The 16,329-nt window shown below is 64.3% G+C and carries 16 protein-coding genes; 10 read left to right on the top strand and 6 right to left on the bottom strand.

From position 1 onward, the window contains the following. Positions 1 to 20 precede the first annotated feature (20 nt). Genes aroE through LC060_RS18285 form a run of 3 tightly spaced genes read right to left on the bottom strand, consistent with a single transcriptional unit; the run spans position 21 to position 2,378 of the window. Positions 21 to 902 (bottom strand): shikimate dehydrogenase, encoded by an 882-nt coding sequence (gene aroE / locus LC060_RS18295; RefSeq protein ID WP_226638130.1) that lies wholly within the window; start codon positions 900 to 902, stop codon positions 21 to 23. Further along, complete coding sequence (locus LC060_RS18290; protein ID WP_226638129.1) at positions 899 to 1,483, bottom strand: Maf family protein; 585 nt, start codon at positions 1,481 to 1,483, stop codon at positions 899 to 901. Before LC060_RS18290 ends, aroE begins: the two co-directional genes overlap by 4 nt. A 49-nt stretch (positions 1,484 to 1,532) precedes the next feature. After that, entirely contained in the window at positions 1,533 to 2,378 is an 846-nt protein-coding gene (locus LC060_RS18285; RefSeq protein WP_039389899.1) for a pyruvate, water dikinase regulatory protein, read from the bottom strand. Between the two features lie 370 nt (positions 2,379 to 2,748). Here LC060_RS18285 and hemE point away from each other — a divergent pair, with 370 nt between their 5' ends. The 4 genes from hemE (at position 2,749) to LC060_RS18265 (ending at position 6,571) form a co-directional block, all read left to right on the top strand. After that, the gene (gene hemE, locus LC060_RS18280; RefSeq protein ID WP_226638127.1) at positions 2,749 to 3,777 is read left to right on the top strand and encodes a uroporphyrinogen decarboxylase; all 1,029 of its coding nucleotides are present in this window, start codon (positions 2,749 to 2,751) and stop codon (positions 3,775 to 3,777) included. A 75-nt stretch (positions 3,778 to 3,852) separates the two neighbouring features. Further along, positions 3,853 to 4,296, top strand: coding sequence for a CopD family protein (locus tag LC060_RS18275; RefSeq protein ID WP_226638125.1), 444 nt, complete (start codon positions 3,853 to 3,855; stop codon positions 4,294 to 4,296). A 277-nt stretch (positions 4,297 to 4,573) separates the two neighbouring features. Further along, positions 4,574 to 5,830, top strand: coding sequence for a transcription termination factor Rho (gene rho, locus LC060_RS18270; RefSeq protein ID WP_039389906.1), 1,257 nt, complete (start codon positions 4,574 to 4,576; stop codon positions 5,828 to 5,830). 30 nt (positions 5,831 to 5,860) lie between these two features. Then, on the top strand, positions 5,861 to 6,571 hold the full coding sequence (locus tag LC060_RS18265; RefSeq protein WP_226638245.1) for a YjbE family putative metal transport protein: 711 nt from the start codon (positions 5,861 to 5,863) through the stop codon (positions 6,569 to 6,571). A gap of 198 nt (positions 6,572 to 6,769) precedes the next feature. Here LC060_RS18265 and LC060_RS18260 read toward each other — a convergent pair whose 3' ends face one another. The 3 genes from LC060_RS18260 to LC060_RS18250 are packed head-to-tail and all read right to left on the bottom strand — an operon-like array spanning position 6,770 to position 10,076. Next, positions 6,770 to 7,750, bottom strand: coding sequence for a quinone oxidoreductase family protein (locus tag LC060_RS18260; protein WP_226638124.1), 981 nt, complete (start codon positions 7,748 to 7,750; stop codon positions 6,770 to 6,772). Positions 7,751 to 7,764: 14 nt separating this feature from the next. Continuing rightward, a complete protein-coding gene (locus LC060_RS18255; protein ID WP_226638122.1) occupies positions 7,765 to 9,381 on the bottom strand; it encodes an FMN-binding glutamate synthase family protein in 1,617 nt (538 codons plus the stop codon). After that, positions 9,378 to 10,076 (bottom strand): dienelactone hydrolase family protein, encoded by a 699-nt coding sequence (locus LC060_RS18250; RefSeq protein WP_226638120.1) that lies wholly within the window; start codon positions 10,074 to 10,076, stop codon positions 9,378 to 9,380. Before LC060_RS18250 ends, LC060_RS18255 begins: the two co-directional genes overlap by 4 nt. Before the next feature lie 150 nt (positions 10,077 to 10,226). Here LC060_RS18250 and LC060_RS18245 point away from each other — a divergent pair, with 150 nt between their 5' ends. The 6 genes from LC060_RS18245 (at position 10,227) to LC060_RS18220 (ending at position 16,252) form a co-directional block, all read left to right on the top strand. Next, a complete protein-coding gene (locus tag LC060_RS18245; protein WP_039389915.1) occupies positions 10,227 to 10,502 on the top strand; it encodes a DUF6489 family protein in 276 nt (91 codons plus the stop codon). Between the two features lie 63 nt (positions 10,503 to 10,565). Continuing rightward, positions 10,566 to 11,870, top strand: a complete 1,305-nt coding sequence (gene mnmE / locus LC060_RS18240) for a tRNA uridine-5-carboxymethylaminomethyl(34) synthesis GTPase MnmE (RefSeq protein WP_226638118.1) — start codon at positions 10,566 to 10,568, stop codon at positions 11,868 to 11,870. Between the two features lie 122 nt (positions 11,871 to 11,992). After that, entirely contained in the window at positions 11,993 to 13,855 is a 1,863-nt protein-coding gene (gene mnmG, locus LC060_RS18235) for a tRNA uridine-5-carboxymethylaminomethyl(34) synthesis enzyme MnmG (protein ID WP_226638116.1), read from the top strand. Continuing rightward, positions 13,852 to 14,493: a 16S rRNA (guanine(527)-N(7))-methyltransferase RsmG gene (rsmG, locus tag LC060_RS18230; RefSeq protein ID WP_226638115.1), complete on the top strand. Its 642-nt coding sequence runs from the start codon at positions 13,852 to 13,854 to the stop codon at positions 14,491 to 14,493. The genes mnmG and rsmG overlap by 4 nt, the downstream gene beginning before the upstream one ends. After that, positions 14,490 to 15,266: a ParA family protein gene (locus tag LC060_RS18225; RefSeq protein WP_039389922.1), complete on the top strand. Its 777-nt coding sequence runs from the start codon at positions 14,490 to 14,492 to the stop codon at positions 15,264 to 15,266. The genes rsmG and LC060_RS18225 overlap by 4 nt, the downstream gene beginning before the upstream one ends. After that, positions 15,263 to 16,252: a ParB/RepB/Spo0J family partition protein gene (locus tag LC060_RS18220; protein ID WP_226638113.1), complete on the top strand. Its 990-nt coding sequence runs from the start codon at positions 15,263 to 15,265 to the stop codon at positions 16,250 to 16,252. Before LC060_RS18225 ends, LC060_RS18220 begins: the two co-directional genes overlap by 4 nt. The last annotated feature ends 77 nt before the right edge of the window (positions 16,253 to 16,329 follow it).

Below are 16,329 nucleotides of genomic sequence, written 5' to 3'. Positions count from 1 at the left end.
CTTGTGGCGGCGCCAGGGTATCAGGCCACAATCCGCGCGCGCAGTTCCTTGTCGTCCTCGCGCGGGGGCTTGGCACCAAAGAAGCGTTCGAAGGCGACGTCCGCCTGGCCGATGAGCATCGAGAGCCCGTCGACGGTGGCAAAGCCAGCCTCCTGCGCCGCCTTCAGGAAGTCGGTCTCGAGCGGGCTGGTGACGATGTCGTAGACCACCGATGCGGGGGGAGCGTGGCTGAAATCGAAGGCGAGCGGAGGCTGTCCGGTCATGCCCAGCGGACTGGCGTTGACGATGAGGTCAAAGCAGCCCTGCCGGTCGTCAAAGGCAAAGTCGGTAGGATCGGCGAAGTGGTCGAGCGCGATGGCGTGGTGCTCGCCCTCGGGGTCGAGCTCGTCGAGCATCGCGCGCGCTTTTTCCGGATTGCGTCCGGCCAGCACGATGGTGAAGTGCTCGCGCGCCAGTGCGGCGACGATAGCGCGGGCCGCGCCGCCGGTCCCCAGCACGCGCGCCATGCGGAAGAGGTGAGTCTTGTCGAGCGTGGCACGCAGCGGTTCCAGGAAGCCCGGGGCATCGGTGTTGGTGCCCGTCAGCGTGCCGTCGTCCTCGCGCACGATGGTGTTCACCGCGCCAATCGCCTCGGCAATCGGTTCCAGTCGGTCGAGCAGCGGCATGACCGCCAGCTTGTGCGGCATGGTGACGTTGCAGCCGCGCCAGAGCGGATCGGCCCGCCGACGCGCAAGGTAGTCCTCCAGGTCCTCAAGGCGGACATGGCAATGGTCATAGCGCGCCGAAAGCCCCAGCTTCTCGATCCAGAAGCCATGAATCACAGGCGACTTGGACTGCGCAATCGGATCGCCGATCACTTCGGCGTAGGGCAATGCGCCTGCCTCGTCGTTCGTCGTGCTCATCGCGCCAGGACTCCCATGCTGCGCAGCGCCGCCTGCACCTTGAGCAGCGGCATGCCCAGGATCGTGAAATAGTCGCCCGCGATCTCCTCGAAGATCTGCACGCCGCGCCCCTCGATGCGAAACACGCCGACACATCCGGCCACCTCGGGCCACTCGGCCGCAAGATAGGCCTCGATGAAGGCCTCGGAGAGGGGGGCGACATGAAGGCGCGCCTCGGCGGCTTCGGACCAGAGCACCTCGCCCCCGCGGGCGAGCGCGGCCGCGCTGTGAAGGTGCATCACCTTGCCCGAGAAGAAGCGCAGATGGGCGGCCGCCGCCTCGCGGTCGGCCGGCTTGTCGAAGCGCATGTCGCCGCACACCACGAGTGAATCGCTCCCCAGCACCAGTTCGCCCGGGTTCGCCTGCGAAACAGCGAGCGCCTTCTCGCGCGCCAGCGCCAGCGCGATCTCGGGGGCAGGGGCCTCGCCAAGTGACGCTTCGAGCGCCCGCTCGTCGATATCGGCGGGCTGGGCGGTGAAGGCGATGTCGGCCGCCTCGAGCATGGCGCGTCGCGAGGCGCTCTTGGATGCAAGCAGGATCATGGGTGTTTTCGCAAAGAGAAAGAGTGAGTCAGGAATGGCAACGCAAGGGTCAGATCGGCTTCGGGCCGACCTGGCCGGTCCGTCCGGCGGCCTTGCGTTCGTTGTGCAGGTTGATGACCGCGGCCGCCGTCTCCTCGATCGAACGGCGGGTGACATCGATCACCGGCCAGGAATTGTCCGCGAACATACGCCGGGCATATTTCACTTCGCTTTCGACCTTCTCGCTCTGGACGTAATCGGTGTCGGGCGACTGGCTGAGCGAGAGAAGGCGGTTGCGGCGCACCTGGATCAGACGCTCGGGCGCGGTCGTCAGGCCCACCACCAGCGGACGCTTGAGGCCATAGAGCGAGGGGGGCGGGGGGCTCTCGGGCACGATGGGAATGTTCGCCACCTTGAAGCCGCGATTGGCAAGGTAGATCGAGGTCGGCGTCTTGCTCGTACGCGAGACGCCTGCAAGAACGATGTCGGCTTCCTCCCAGTCCTCCCAGGCGATGCCGTCGTCGTGCGCGATGGTGAACTGAATCGCGTCCACGCGCGCGAAGTAGGCGTCATCAAGACGGTGCTGGCGGCCCGGACGCCCCTTGGCTTCCTGGCCCAGCAGCGCCTCGAGCGCGTCGGTAACCCCGTCGAGCACGGCAATCGCGGGAAGGCCCAGTTTCTGGCAGGTCTCTTCCAGGCGGCTACGCGTGTTCTCGTTGACGAGGGTATAGAAGACGAGCCCAGGGTTTGTGGAAATCTCTCCCATGATCCGGTCGAGGTGCTGCTGCGAACGGACCATCGGCCAGAAGTGGCGCAGCACTTCGGTATCGTCGAACTGCGCGAGCGCCGCCTTGGCGATCATCTCGAGCGTTTCGCCCGTGGAATCCGAAAGAAGATGAAGGTGAAAACGCGCCATGACGGCCAGGCAAGGTCCTTTGCGGGGCACTTCGGGAGCCGGGGCCCCGTGGGACAGCCCTGTGGATAGAGGGGCCATAAACCACGGGATAGCTTCGGTGACAACTCGCGAGGCACTTATCCTCCCCAGTGCCCCGGATTCGCTCCTCCACTTCTGGACAGGCTCTCAGAATCTTCCACACCCTGTGGATAGGGCGGATAATGAATCTTTGACTCCCGAGTCAGGAAGAGTCGTTCGGACTCATTCGCCCTGTTCATCCGGGGACAATTCGGGCATTGCCCGCCAATCCCCGATATCCACAGGGCCAACAGACTCCATCAACCTTTTATAAAAATTCTAAATTTTTTTGTTCGGAACGGAAAAGAACGCGATGCCTGGTCTCCTTCTCGACACTCTGCGCGGCTCGAACACCGAGGAACGCCCGATCTGGCTGATGCGCCAGGCGGGCCGCTATCTCCCGGAATACCGCGAGTTGCGCGCCGAAAAGGGCGGCTTCCTGGCGCTGGTCTATGACACCGATGCCGCCGCCGAGATCACGATGCAGCCGATCCGTCGTTTCGGGTTCGATGGCGCGATCCTGTTTTCCGACATTCTGATCGTACCGTTTGCGATGGGACAGGACCTCACCTTCGTGGCAGGGGAAGGTCCCAGGCTTTCTCCACGCCTTGTGGATAGTGCCCTGAGCGCCCTGGAAGCGGTCCCTGAGCGTCTGACGCCTATCTACGATACCGTGCGCAAGGTACGAGCCCAGCTCGACCCTACCAAGACGATGCTCGGCTTCGCCGGGTCTCCCTGGACCGTGGCGACGTATATGGTCGCGGGTGAGGGGAGTAGGGATCAGGCAGAGACACGCGCGCTGGCCTATCGCGATCCCGAGGGCTTTCAGGCTATCGTGGAAGGTATAACCGAGGTCACTGTCGACTATCTCTCCGGGCAGATCGAGGCCGGAGCCGAAGCGATCCAGCTTTTTGACTCCTGGTCGGGGACTCTTTCCCCGTCACAGTTCGAACGCTGGGTCATCGCGCCCAATGCGCAGATCGTGAAGGAACTGCGCGCCCGCCATCCCGAGACCCCCATCATCGGCTTTCCCAAGGGCGCGGGCGAGAAGCTGCCCGCCTATGCACGCGAAAGCGGCGTTGACGCGGTCGGGGTGGATGAAACGATCGACCCGGTATGGGCCGCGCGCGAACTGCCTGCCGGAATGCCGGTGCAGGGCAATTTCGATCCCCTCCTCGTGCTGGCGGGCGGAGACGAGCTGGAATCGGAGGCCCGGCGCGTTCTCGATGCCTTCGCGGACCGTCCTCATGTCTTCAATCTCGGACATGGAATCGGCCAGCACACCCCGATCGCGCACGTCGAGCGCCTTCTTTCCACCGTCCGGGCCTGGCGCCGCACCTGACCTTTTCAGGCGCGCGTCGAGCCCCTAGATAGCCGCCGACAGGGCACACGCTTTCAAGAGGGACGACTAAGGCTCATGGAGCAGATCTTGCAGACCACCTACCTCTGGCTGAAGGCCGGCCACATCATCTTCGTGATCTTCTGGATGGCCGGACTGTTCATGCTGCCGCGCTATTTCGTCTACCACCAGGAGGCCGAAGCCGGCTCGCCCGAGGAGGCGCGCTGGATCGATCGCGAAGCCAAGCTGCGCAAGATCATCCTGACGCCTTCGCTCATCGCCGTGTGGGTCTTCGGGATCGCGCTGGCCACGGCCATGCACTACTGGTCCGCGCCCTGGCTGCACGCCAAGCTGCTCTTCGTGGTGGCGCTCTCGGCCTACCATGGCTGGCTGGTGAGCTACGGCAAGAAGCTGGCGAAGGGACAGCGCGGGATGAGCGGCAAGGCGCTGCGCATGCTGAACGAGGTCCCCAGTCTCGTGGCGGTCGTGGTGGTGATCCTGGTGGTCGTCAAACCCTTCTGAGACTCCGAAATATCCCGCCCATCGAAAAAGGCCCGGCGCGAAAGCCCCGGGCCTTTTTTCATGCGCGTTTTCGATTCACCGCAGGGGAATCCGGACTGGACCCGCATGAAGGCTGCGCGAGTCCATGACTCATTGACCGCAGGCCCGCAAAAGCCTATTTGCAGGCCCGTCCCGGCACAGGGCGGCGCCTTCAGCTCGCCTGCCCGGATCCGCTTTCCCCAAGCCCCATGATCCGCCCGGCCGACACTTTCTCTCTTTCCATTCGGAAACCACCACGATGCACCTGAAAGAACTCAAGAAGAAGACGCCGGCCGAACTGGTCGCCATGGCCGAGGAAATGGGCGTCGAAGGCGCTTCCACGATGCGCCGCCAGGATCTCATGTTCGGGATTCTCAAGGAAGTCGCCGAGGACGGCGAAGAGATCATGGGCCTTGGCACCATCGAAGTGCTGCCCGACGGTTTCGGCTTCCTGCGCAGCCCCGAGGCGAACTACCTCGCCGGGCCCGACGACATCTATGTCTCGCCCAACCAGGTCCGTAAGTGGGGCCTGCGTACCGGCGACACCGTCGAAGGCGAAATCCGCGCCCCGCGCGACGGAGAGCGCTACTTCGCGATCACCAAGCTGACCAAGGTCAACTTCGATGATCCGGACGTCGTGCGCCACCGCGTCAACTTCGACAACCTGACCCCGCTCTATCCCGAACAGCGCCTGCAGCTCGACACCCTCGACCCCACGGTCAAGGACAAGTCGGCGCGCGTGATCGATCTCATCAGCCCGCAGGGCAAGGGCCAGCGCGCGCTGATCGTCGCGCCGCCGCGTACGGGTAAGACCGTGCTGCTGCAGAACATGGCCAAGGCCATCACCGACAACCACCCCGAGGTGTTCCTGCTGGTCCTTCTGGTCGATGAACGTCCCGAGGAAGTTACCGACATGCAGCGCTCGGTGAACGGCGAGGTGATCTCCTCGACCTTCGACGAACCGGCTCAGCGCCACGTGCAAGTTGCTGAAATGGTTATTGAAAAGGCAAAGCGCCTGGTCGAGCACAAGCGCGACGTGGTCATCCTCCTGGACTCGATCACGCGTCTGGGCCGCGCCTACAACACCGTGGTTCCCAGCTCCGGCAAGGTGCTCACCGGCGGTGTCGATGCCAACGCCCTGCAGCGTCCCAAGCGCTTCTTCGGTGCTGCGCGCAACATCGAGGAGGGCGGCTCGCTCTCGATCATCGCGACCGCGCTCATCGACACCGGCAGCCGCATGGACGAGGTCATCTTCGAAGAGTTCAAGGGCACCGGCAACTCCGAAATCGTCCTGGACCGCAAGGTCGCCGACAAGCGCATCTTCCCGGCGCTTGACGTGGGCAAGTCGGGCACCCGCAAGGAAGAGCTGCTGGTTCCCAAGGATCAGCTCTCCAAGATGTGGCTCCTGCGCCGTATCCTCATGCAGATGGGCACGGTCGATGCGATGGAATTCCTGCTCGACAAGATGAAGGATTCCAAGACCAACGAGGACTTCTTCGCCACGATGAACCAGTAAAACGGGTAACGGGGGCTTTCTTACGTGACTATCCTAGATGCCCTGGTCGCGTCCGGCTCGATTGGCGGGCCGGCCGAGATCTGGCAGCATATCGTGGCGGATTTCGCCAACATCACCGAGCCGGCGGCCCTCGCGGCCTTCGGCCAGGTGCTGATGATCGACCTCCTGCTGGCGGGTGACAACGCGATCGTCGTAGGCGCGCTGGCCGCGGGGCTTCCGGCTGCGGATCGCAAGAAAGTCATCCTGATCGGTATCGGCGCGGCCCTTGTCCTGCGTATCGTCTTCGCGCTCGCGGTGACCTGGCTGCTGGGGGTTGTCGGGCTGATCTTCGCTGGTGGCCTGCTGCTCCTCTGGGTGGCCTGGAAGTTCTGGCGCGAACTGCGTGAGGACGCAGGCCAGTCGACCGGTTCGCCGGAGATTGAAGGGGATCAGCATTCCGGCCTGAAGTCCGCCAGGAGCTTTGCTGGGGCCGCCTGGGCCGTTGCAGTGGCCGACGTTTCGATGAGCCTCGACAACGTTCTCGCGGTAGCGGGCGCCGCGCGCGAGCATCCGGGTATCCTGATTGTCGGCCTGCTGCTCTCCGTCGTGCTGATGGGGGTCGCTGCGAACTTCATCGCCCGCTACATCGAGCGCTACCGCTGGATTGCCTACATCGGGCTTGCGGTCATCCTCTACGTGGCCTGCAAGATGATCTACGAAGGCTGGATCGATCCGCAGTTGGGGATCGTCTCGCTGGTTTAACAAAAAGGCCCGGAAGGCATGAACCTTCCGGGCCTTTTTTGTTTGTAGGAAGGAAGAAGGATTCAAGGGGCCATCGCCCCTTGACCCCCAAACTGTCGACCTCACCTCCCGCGCGCCACCTTGGCTGAGAAAGGTGAGCCAGACAGTTTTGGGGCGCCCGAGGGCGATGGCCCTCGGAATCTCCTCTACTTCGTCTTCTTAGGGAATAAGTACCGTCGAACCGGTCGTCGCCCGGCTCTCAAGCGCCCGATGCGCATCGGCGGCATCTTCAAGCGCGAACGTCTGGCCGATCTTCACGTCGAGAACTCCGCTGGCGATGCGGTCGAACAGCTTTGCCGCACTCGCATCGCGGGCCTCGGGAGTGGCGATGTAGTGGGCGAGGGTAGGGCGCGTGGCGTAGAGGGATCCCCCGCCGCCGTTCATCAGGTCGAGCATGGCGACGGGCGGGACAGCCCCCGAGGCGTTGCCGAAGCTCACCATGAGGCCGCGGCTGCGCAGGCAGGCAAGCGAGGCCTCCCAGCTTGCAGCCCCCACGCCGTCGTAGACCACGTCGCACATCTTGCCGTCCGTGATATCGCGGACCTGCTCGGCGAGCGTGGCGAAATCGCCATGCAGGGAGTGGCCATCCGGTACAGGAACCTGCGCGGCTTTCTCAGCGCTGCCGCAGTGCGCGATGACGGTGACACCCTTGTCGGTCAGCCAGGGCACGAGCAGCGACCCCACGCCGCCCGCCGCGGCATGGACGAGGGCGATGTCGCCGGCCTTGGCGGGGAAGGTATCCTCGGCCAAATAGCAGGCGGTCAGCCCCTTGAGGAGGACAGCGGCAGCGACCTTGGGATCGACGGAGGAGGGCACGCGGATGGCCTTGTCGGCCGGCACGATGCGGTGCGTGGCGTAGGCGCCTCCATTGCTTGTCAGGCCCACACGCTCGCCAAGGGCGAAGCCCTCGACACCGTCGCCCAAGGCCACGATGGAGCCCACGCTCTCCGATCCGAGCACAATCGGCAGCGCATCGGGATAGAGTCCTTTGCGAAAGTAGGTGTCGATGAAGTTGAGGCCGACAGCTTCCGTCTCGATCAGCAGGTCTCCTGGACCGGGGGAGGGGACCTCGAATGTTTCACGTGAAACCTTTTCAGGACCGCCGTGCTCGGCGACAATCATGCGGTATCCGGTAGTCATGGCAATTCCTGTGGTCAGGGGTGAATCGAGGCCGCAAGGCTGGAGACGCGGCGGAACGTGTGCGCGGCCGAAACCTTCCAGGCGTGAGCGTAGTGCGTGCTACTGGGATCGTCGAGGAGCTGACCGGGGGCGACGAAGTTGTAGACCTCGTCAAGTGGCCCGGCCTTGGCGCTGTCGATGCGCTGGTACATGTCATGCTCGTTGAGCTGCCAGGGACTGCGATACCCCATGGCAACGACGATCTCGCGCAGCGACCGCAGAGTCTCCTTCTGGAAACGGGCGACGCGCTCAGCCTTGTCGTCAACGACGAGGCCGCGCTGGCGCCAGTCGACCTGCGTGGCAACGCCTGTGGGGCATTCGCCCGTGTGGCACTTCATCGACTGCACGCAGCCCAGCGCGAACATGAAGGGACGGGCGGCGTTGCACCAGTCGGCTCCGAGGGCAAAGGCGCGGGCCATCCCGGCGCCGGAGTGAATCTTGCCCGAGGCGGCAAGACGGACCCGGTCCTTGAGGTTGGTGCCGACAAGCGCGTTGCGCATCAGCATGAGGCCTTCGCGCAGGGGCATTCCAACATTGTCGGTCAGTTCCTGCGGGGCCGCACCCGTGCCGCCTTCGGCGCCGTCGACAACGATGAAGTCGGGCGTGATTCCGGTCTCCAGCATGGCCTTGACCAAGGCCATCACTTCGTGGGGCTGGCCCACGCAGAGTTTGAATCCGGTGGGCTTCCCTCCGGACAGGCTGCGCAGCTGCGCGACGAATTCCAGGAGCTCGAGCGGCGTCGAAAAGGCGGGGTGCGCGGCCGGAGAAATGCAGTCTTCCCCGACGTCTACGTGGCGCGCCTCGGCAATTTCAGGTGTGACCTTGGCACCGGGCAGAACGCCGCCATGCCCGGGTTTGGCGCCCTGACTCAGTTTGATTTCGACCATCTTCACCTGGTCGTCGCTTGCCTGCTGGGCAAACAGTTCGGGATTGAACGATCCGTCCTTGTTGCGGCAGCCGAAGTAGCCGCTGCCCAATTCCCAGATAAGATCGCCGCCGTGCTTGCGGTGGTAGCGGCTGATCGAGCCTTCGCCCGTATCGTGGGCGAAGCCTCCGATGGCCGCGCCCTTGTTGAGAGACTCGATGGCGTTGGCTGACAGCGAACCGAAGCTCATCGCCGAGATGTTGAGAAGCGCGCTCGAATAGGGCTTGGCGCATTCCTCGCCGCCGACACGTACGTGCCAGCTTTCGGGCGCGTCCTCGTTGGGCGTGATCGAATGGCCGAGCCATTCGTATTCGTCCGAGTAGACGTCGAGCTCGGTGCCCATGGGATGCGTCGATACGGCACCCTTGGCGCGCGCATAGACGAGCCCGCGCTGGTCGATGGTGAAGGGACGCCCCTCACGCTCGCTCTCGACGATGTAGGCGCGCAGGAACGGGCGCAGGTCTTCGAAGAGCCAGCGCATGCGTGCCACGAGCGGGTAATTGCGGCGCAGCGCGTGGCGGTTCTGGAAGAAATCCAGAAGCGTCACACCCAGAACCGGAACGAGGACAATGAGTAGCCAGCGCAGCGAGGGGAGGGCCGCGCAGGTCAAGGTTACTGCCAGGACGGCCAGGGGGACGAGGTAGCGCGGACCCGTCAGAGCCTTCACCCGATGTGCTCCACGATGAAGGCCTCGGTCCGGCTGTCGGCAAGCTGGGCACCCGCTTCGTCACGGCGCGAACCCATCTCGGCGGCGAAACCGTGGTCGAGGCCCTCGTAGTCGTAAAGCGTAACCTTGGGATGGTCGTCGAGACCCTCGTGCATGGCCTTCTGGACTTCGGGCGGATTGAATCCGTCTGCGGTCGGAATGTGCAGCAGGAGGGCGTTGGAGATGGCGTGCTTCTCGTTCAGCATCTCGTCGATACCCACGCCATAATAGCCGACGGAGGCGTCGATGTCGGTGCGCGCGGCGGCCTGGTAGGCGATCTTGCCCCCCATGCAGAAGCCGACGAGCGCGACCTTGGGCACACCGGCCTCGTTGCGGATCCAGTGAATCACGGCTTCGATGTCGCGGATGCCGGCGTCGAAATCGTGCCCTCCCATGAGGTCGAGCGCCTTCTTGAATTCGGGCTCCTTGTCGGCGTCGAGTTCAACACCCGGCTCCTGGCGCCAGAAGCTGTCCGGCGCCACGGCCAGATAGCCCTTGGCGGCCCACTGGTCGGCCTTCTGGACGATCCCCGGGTTCACGCCGAAGATCTCCTGCTGGACGATGATGGCCCCGCGTGGCGTACCCTCGGGGCGCGCGACGTAGGCCGGGATGCCGGCGGCTTTATCCAGAGTGGGGATCTCGGTGTTGGTGGCCATGGACAAGTCTCCTCTTCGTGCGGCGCCTTATGGCGTCAGACTGCGGGCGCCGCGCACCGGCGTCCCCCTTGCAGGTAGGTACGGGCAATGGACTTTGCCATGCGTATGTGTCAGCCTTCATTCGACAAAAAACGAGATCAGGAGAGCCTCATGAAGGTCAATGTCGAGGTCGAATGTTCGCCTGAGGAGGCGCGGCGCTTTCTTGGTCTCCCCGATGTGACCCGTGCGAACGAGGTTTACGTCGAGGCTGTGACCAATGCGATGAAGGGGGCTGGAAGTTTCGACCAGCTTCAGGAGCTGACCAAGCAGATGGCGCCCATGGGCCAGATGGGTCTCAAGCTCTTCCAGCAGTTCCTCGAAAGCGGCATGTCCATGGCGATGAGCGGGGCTGCGCAGGGGATGGGCGAGAAGCCCAAATCGGAGTAAGGGCGCCGCTCACGTTCCTGTCCGGCGACGCTGTCCGCCTTCCGCTTGAGTGAACACGAGCCCATGTCCGAAACCATCTTTGCCCTTTCGAGCGGCGCGCCTCCGGCCGCTCTTGCCGTCATCCGTATCAGTGGCAAGGCGGCCGGGACGGCGCTGTGCGCACTGGCAGGGAAGCTTCCTGAACCGCGCCGGGCAAGCCTTCGCACCTTGCGTGTTTCACGTGAAACAGTGCTGGATCAAGCCCTGGTCCTGTGGTTTCCGGGACCCGCGACAGCGACCGGCGAAGACCTTGCTGAATTGCACTTGCATGGCGGGCGGGCTGTTGTCCGGGCGGTCGAGGCCGCACTTGCGGGGCTGGCTCAATCGGTGGAGGGCGCACCTGCCCTGTCTATCCGTCCGGCTGAACCTGGTGAGTTCACAAGGCGTGCCTTTGCCAATGGACGGATCGACCTGGCCGAAGCCGAGGGCCTTGCCGATCTCCTCTCCGCCGAGACCGAGCTGCAGCGCCGCACGGCCATCGCAATGGCGGGCGGGGCTTTGTCCCAGCAGGTCCACGCGTGGCGTGATCGGGTCCTGGGCGCTTCGGCCGGTGTGGAGGCGGTACTCGACTTCAGCGACGAAGACGATGTGGCGGTACTGCCCGCATCGTTCTACGCCGACCTGGCAAGTCTCGCCGAGGAGCTCGAAACCTGGCTGTCCCGGCCACGGGCTGAAGCCTTGCGCGAAGGCCTACGTATCGTACTTGCCGGACCTCCCAACGCTGGCAAGAGCACACTCTTCAATGCGCTCGTGGAAGATGAGGCCGCGATCACCGCGCCGCTCGCGGGGACGACGCGCGACGTCCTTATCCGCGCCGTGGCGCTGGACGGCGTTCCCTTTGCCTTCATCGATACGGCCGGTCTGCGGGATGGCACGGACGATGCGATCGAGGCTATTGGCGTGGACCGCGCGCGTGGTGAACTGGAGCGGGCCGATCTTGTCCTCTGGCTGGGGCCAGAAGGGGAGGGGCCCGAGCTGGCCTGGGAAATCGACGCCCAAATCGATCGGGAAGGGCATGAAGCGAAGGCCCGGCCCCGGCACCGGATCTCGGCCATGACCGGGGAGGGGCTTGATGACTTGCGCCGGGATCTCGTTGTGCATGGGCGCTCCTGCCTTCCCCGACCGGGCGAGCTCGCATTGAATCGTCGACAGGGGGAGTTGCTATCCCAGGCCCTGACCGGGCTTTGTGGAGCCGGTGCGCAGTCTGATCTTCTCATTCTCGCTGAGGAATTGCGGACAGCGCGGGTCGCGTTCGATTCCTTGATCGGACGGGCGACGACTGAGGACATGCTTGATGCGCTCTTCGGACGTTTCTGCATCGGGAAGTAATCGGCATAGAGTTTCGTGACTCAGTCTCTCCATTGCCTCCGTTCGTATGTTTCACGTGAAACACCACGAGCGATGCAATGGGAGCTTTGACGGGGCAGGGGCGGTGGAGTAAGCGCATTCTCATGCATTCCTTTGATGTCATCGTGATCGGTGGCGGCCATGCCGGTTGTGAAGCCGCGGCCGTGGCAGCGCGCATAGGCGCGCGCGTGGCGCTGGTTAGTTTCGATCTCGACGCGGTCGGGGCGATGAGTTGCAATCCGGCCATTGGGGGGCTCGGCAAAGGCCACCTCGTGCGTGAGGTCGATGCCTTCGATGGCTTGATCGGACGGGCCGCCGATGCCGCTGCAATCCACTATCGCATGCTCAACCGTTCGAAGGGCAGCGCGGTGCAAGGGCCCCGTATCCAGGCCGACCGGCGCCTGTTCAAGGCGGCAATCCATCGCCTGCTCAAGGAGCAGGGCGATCTCACCTTGGTCGCGGGTGAGGCTGCCGAACTGGTCCTTGCACAGGGAAGGGTGACCGGAATTCGCCTCGCCGACGGGACCCGGCTGAGCGCTCCCGCCACGATCCTGTGTACCGGTACCTTCCTTGGCGGGACTCTGTTCCGTGGCGAGGAACGACTGGTCGGTGGTCGCATAGGTGAAGCCTCGGCCCAGAAGCTGGCGCAACAGATGCGCGGTGCCAACCTCCCGATGGCCCGGCTCAAGACAGGCACCCCGCCGCGTCTTGATGGCCGCACCATCGACTGGGGGCGTCTGGAGGAACAGGCCTCCGATGCCGACGGGTGGACGATGTCGGCTCTTGGCCACCGGACCGTTCCGCAGGTCTTCTGCGCCATCACGCGCACCAACCCGCAGACTCACGATATCATCCGCGCCAACCTCGATCGTTCGCCCTTGTTTTCAGGTGCCATTGGCGCACAGGGGCCGCGCTATTGCCCATCCATCGAGGACAAGATTCACCGGTTCGCCGACCGCGACGGGCACCAGGTCTTTCTCGAACCAGAGGGGCTCTCGACCCACCTGGTCTATCCCAACGGTGTCAGCACATCGCTGCCGACCGATGTCCAGCAGGCCATGATGCGCAGCATGGAAGGGCTGGAGACGGTCGAGATGGTCGTGCCGGGATATGCGGTCGAATATGATCACATCGATCCGCGCGCGCTGCGCCCGAGCCTGGAGCTACGCGAAATGCCCGGGCTCTATTGTGCCGGCCAGATCAACGGGACGACGGGCTACGAAGAGGCTGCGGCGCAGGGACTCGTGGCCGGCATGCATGCCGCCGCCGCTATCCTTGAGCGTGCGCCAGCCCCGCTCGACCGGGCCAACAGTTATATGGCGGTGATGATCGATGATCTCACTTTGCATGGTGTCAGCGAGCCCTACCGCATGCTGACGGCGCGCGCCGAGTATCGATTGCGTCTGCGCGCGAACAACGCCAGCACACGCCTGACCCCATTGGCGCTTGGCGTTGGGGCGGTCGGCGAGGAGCGGGCGGCCTGGTTCGCACGGCGTGAAGAGGCCCGCGCCGATCTGGAGAGGGGCCTCGATCAGTCCGTCCCTGCCAGCGAGCTTGCTCAAGCGGGCATGTCGGTGCGCATGGACCTGGGGCGTCTGCCCTTGCGCGAATGGTTGCGGTTTGACGGAATCGATCTGGAGCGACTTGCTCCGTGGCTGGAAAGGGAAGGGGGGGAATCCCCGCTTGCCGATGCCTCCTTGGCTGAGGAAGTTGTCGAGGATGCGGCCTACGCGCCTTATCTCGAACGCCAGGAACGCGAGCTGAAAGACCTACGCGCGAGTGAAGCGCTGCCCCTTGGCGATGATTTTCCCTACGATCAGATTCCAGGTCTCTCTCGAGAAATGGTCGAGCGTCTGACCAAGGCGCGCCCGGCGACGCTGGCGGCTGCGGGCCGTATCCCGGGCATCACCCCGGCGGCGCTTGCCGCTGTTCTTGTTCGCGCGCGTCGGGAGGTATCGGCCGCATGATTACCACAGAAGTCGAGGCGCGTGCCTGGCTTGAAGCGCTGCCTGAGTTCGATGCGCAGGCGGCGGAACGCCTTGAATGTCTGGTGTCCATGCTGGCCGAGGAAAACCAGCGCCAGAACCTGGTTTCAGTGGCGAGCCTGGAGCAGGTCTGGCTACGGCATATAGTCGACTCGGCTCAGCTGCTGTCTCATGTTCCACGTGAAACACGAGGGCCCTGGTTCGATCTTGGTACAGGGGCGGGCTTCCCGGGCCTCGCCATTGCGGCGCTGCGACCGGACTGCGAAGTGGTCATGGTCGAATCGCGCGCGCGGCGAATCGAGTGGCTGGAGCGCGCGCGCGAGGCGATGGGGCTGGATAAGGCGCGCGTGGCCGGGCAACGTCTCGAACAGGTCGAATCGCGCGACGCCGCGGTGATCTCGGCCCGTGCCTTTGCGCCCTTGCAAAAGCTTTTGGAGTTATCCGCGCGATTTTCCACAAGTGACACCCTGTGGGTGTTGCCCAAGGGGCGCTCGGCACAGCAAGAATTGGACGACCTTCGCAAGTGGCGGCACGTGTTCCACGTGGAACAGTCCCTGACGGACCCGCAGGCAGGCATTATTGTCGGAACGCTGTCCGGCAGGAAGGGAAAGACCACGTGATCCGTATTGCTATCGCCAACCAGAAGGGTGGCGTCGGGAAGACAACCACGGCCATCAACGTTGCGACCGCCCTTGCGGCCACGGGATGGAAGACCCTTCTGGTCGATCTCGACCCCCAGGGAAATGCCTCTACGGGCATCGGTGTCTATCCGGCCGATCGCGAATTTTCGTCCTACGACGTCCTTGTCGACAAGCGTCCGCTTGCCGAGTGCGTGGTGCCCAGTTCGATCCCCGGTCTCGACCTCCTCGCTGCGACGGTGGATCTCTCGGGGGCCGAAGTGGAGCTGGTCAACGCCGATGACCGCGCACATCGCCTGCGCGCCGCGCTGCGCGACGATTCCGGATACGATGTCTGCCTGATCGATTGCCCGCCCTCGCTCGGCCTGCTGACGCTCAACGCACTGACCGCAGCCGACAAGCTCCTGGTGCCGCTGCAGTGCGAGTTCTTCGCTCTCGAAGGCCTCAGCCAGCTGCTCACCACCGTCGAGCGCGTCCAGCAGCGCTTCAACCCCGATCTGGGTATCATCGGTATCGTCCTGACCATGTTCGATCGCCGCAACCGCCTCACGGACCAGGTGTCGGACGATGTGCGCTCCTGTCTTGGGCCCCTGATCTTCGATACCAACATCCCGCGCAACGTGCGCCTGTCCGAGGCGCCAAGCCACGGGGTTCCGGCGCTGATCTACGATCACTCTTGCGCGGGCAGCCGGGCCTATATGGCGCTGGCCCGCGAACTGATTACGCGGCTCCCCGAAGCGAGGAAGGCAGCATGAGCGACGACACCGCCCCCCGAAGCACTCCGGCAATGACGCGCCAGAAGTCGCGTGGCCTTGGTCGCGGTCTTGGAGCCCTTCTGGGTGAGAGTCGCCGTGAGGAGCCGGTGGCGACGTCCGGGGCAGGGGAAGCATCGTCTTCGGCCGCGGGTGGAGCCACGGCGGATACGGCCCGGGGGCTTGGCCTTCGCTCGCTGACGATTGCCGAAATCAAGCCCGACCCGCTGCAGCCGCGCCGTCATTTCGATGAGGAAGCGCTCGACGAACTCGCAGCCTCGATTGCCCAGCGCGGCGTCATCCAGCCCATCATCGTGCGCCCTACCGATACAGGCGCATTCCAACTTGTGGCGGGCGAGCGTCGTTGGCGTGCCGCACAGAAAGCCCAGCTGCACGAGATTCCCGCACTGGTTCGAGATCTCTCCGATCGCGAGGTCATGGCGCTGGCGCTCATCGAGAACCTCCAGCGTGAGGATCTCAACCCCATCGAAGAGGCTCGCGCCTACCAGCGCCTGTCCGAATCCGAAGGGATGACGCAGGCCGAGATCGCGCGCCTGGTCGATAAGAGCCGCAGCCACGTGGCCAATTTTCAGCGCCTGCTTTCGCTGCCTGACGATGTGGTCAAGCTCGTCGAGAAGGGCGATCTGTCGATGGGCCATGCACGTGCGCTGATCGGCTGCGACGATGCCGAAGATATCGCCGGACAGGCCGTCTCGGCGCAGATGTCGGTGCGTGACGTCGAGAAGCTCGTGCGCAAGAAGATGCGCGGTGAAACGGCTCCGGCACCGCGCCGTGCTGCCCGTCCGGCGCGCGATCCCGCGCAGGATGCCGATATCGTCGCCGTGCAGGATCACCTTGAGGAGTTCCTGGGCCTTCCGGTCAAGATTCAGTCGGATGAGGACCCGCGTTCGGGGACGGTGACGATCAAGTACGCGACGCTCGACCAGCTCGATCTCGTGTGTCAGCGCCTGACCGGCGGGGCGATCTGAGAAGAGGTATTCCGAGGGCCATCGCCCTCGGGCTCCCCGACCTGTCGAGCTCACCTTGCGCGCGCTATCTGGCCTGA

It is taken from the genome of Novosphingobium profundi, from assembly GCF_020524485.1.
Taxonomy (GTDB): Bacteria; Pseudomonadota; Alphaproteobacteria; order Sphingomonadales; family Sphingomonadaceae; genus Novosphingobium; species Novosphingobium profundi_A.
Note: the sequence above shows the minus strand (reverse complement) of the source record. Positions and strands in the feature narration are given on the sequence as shown.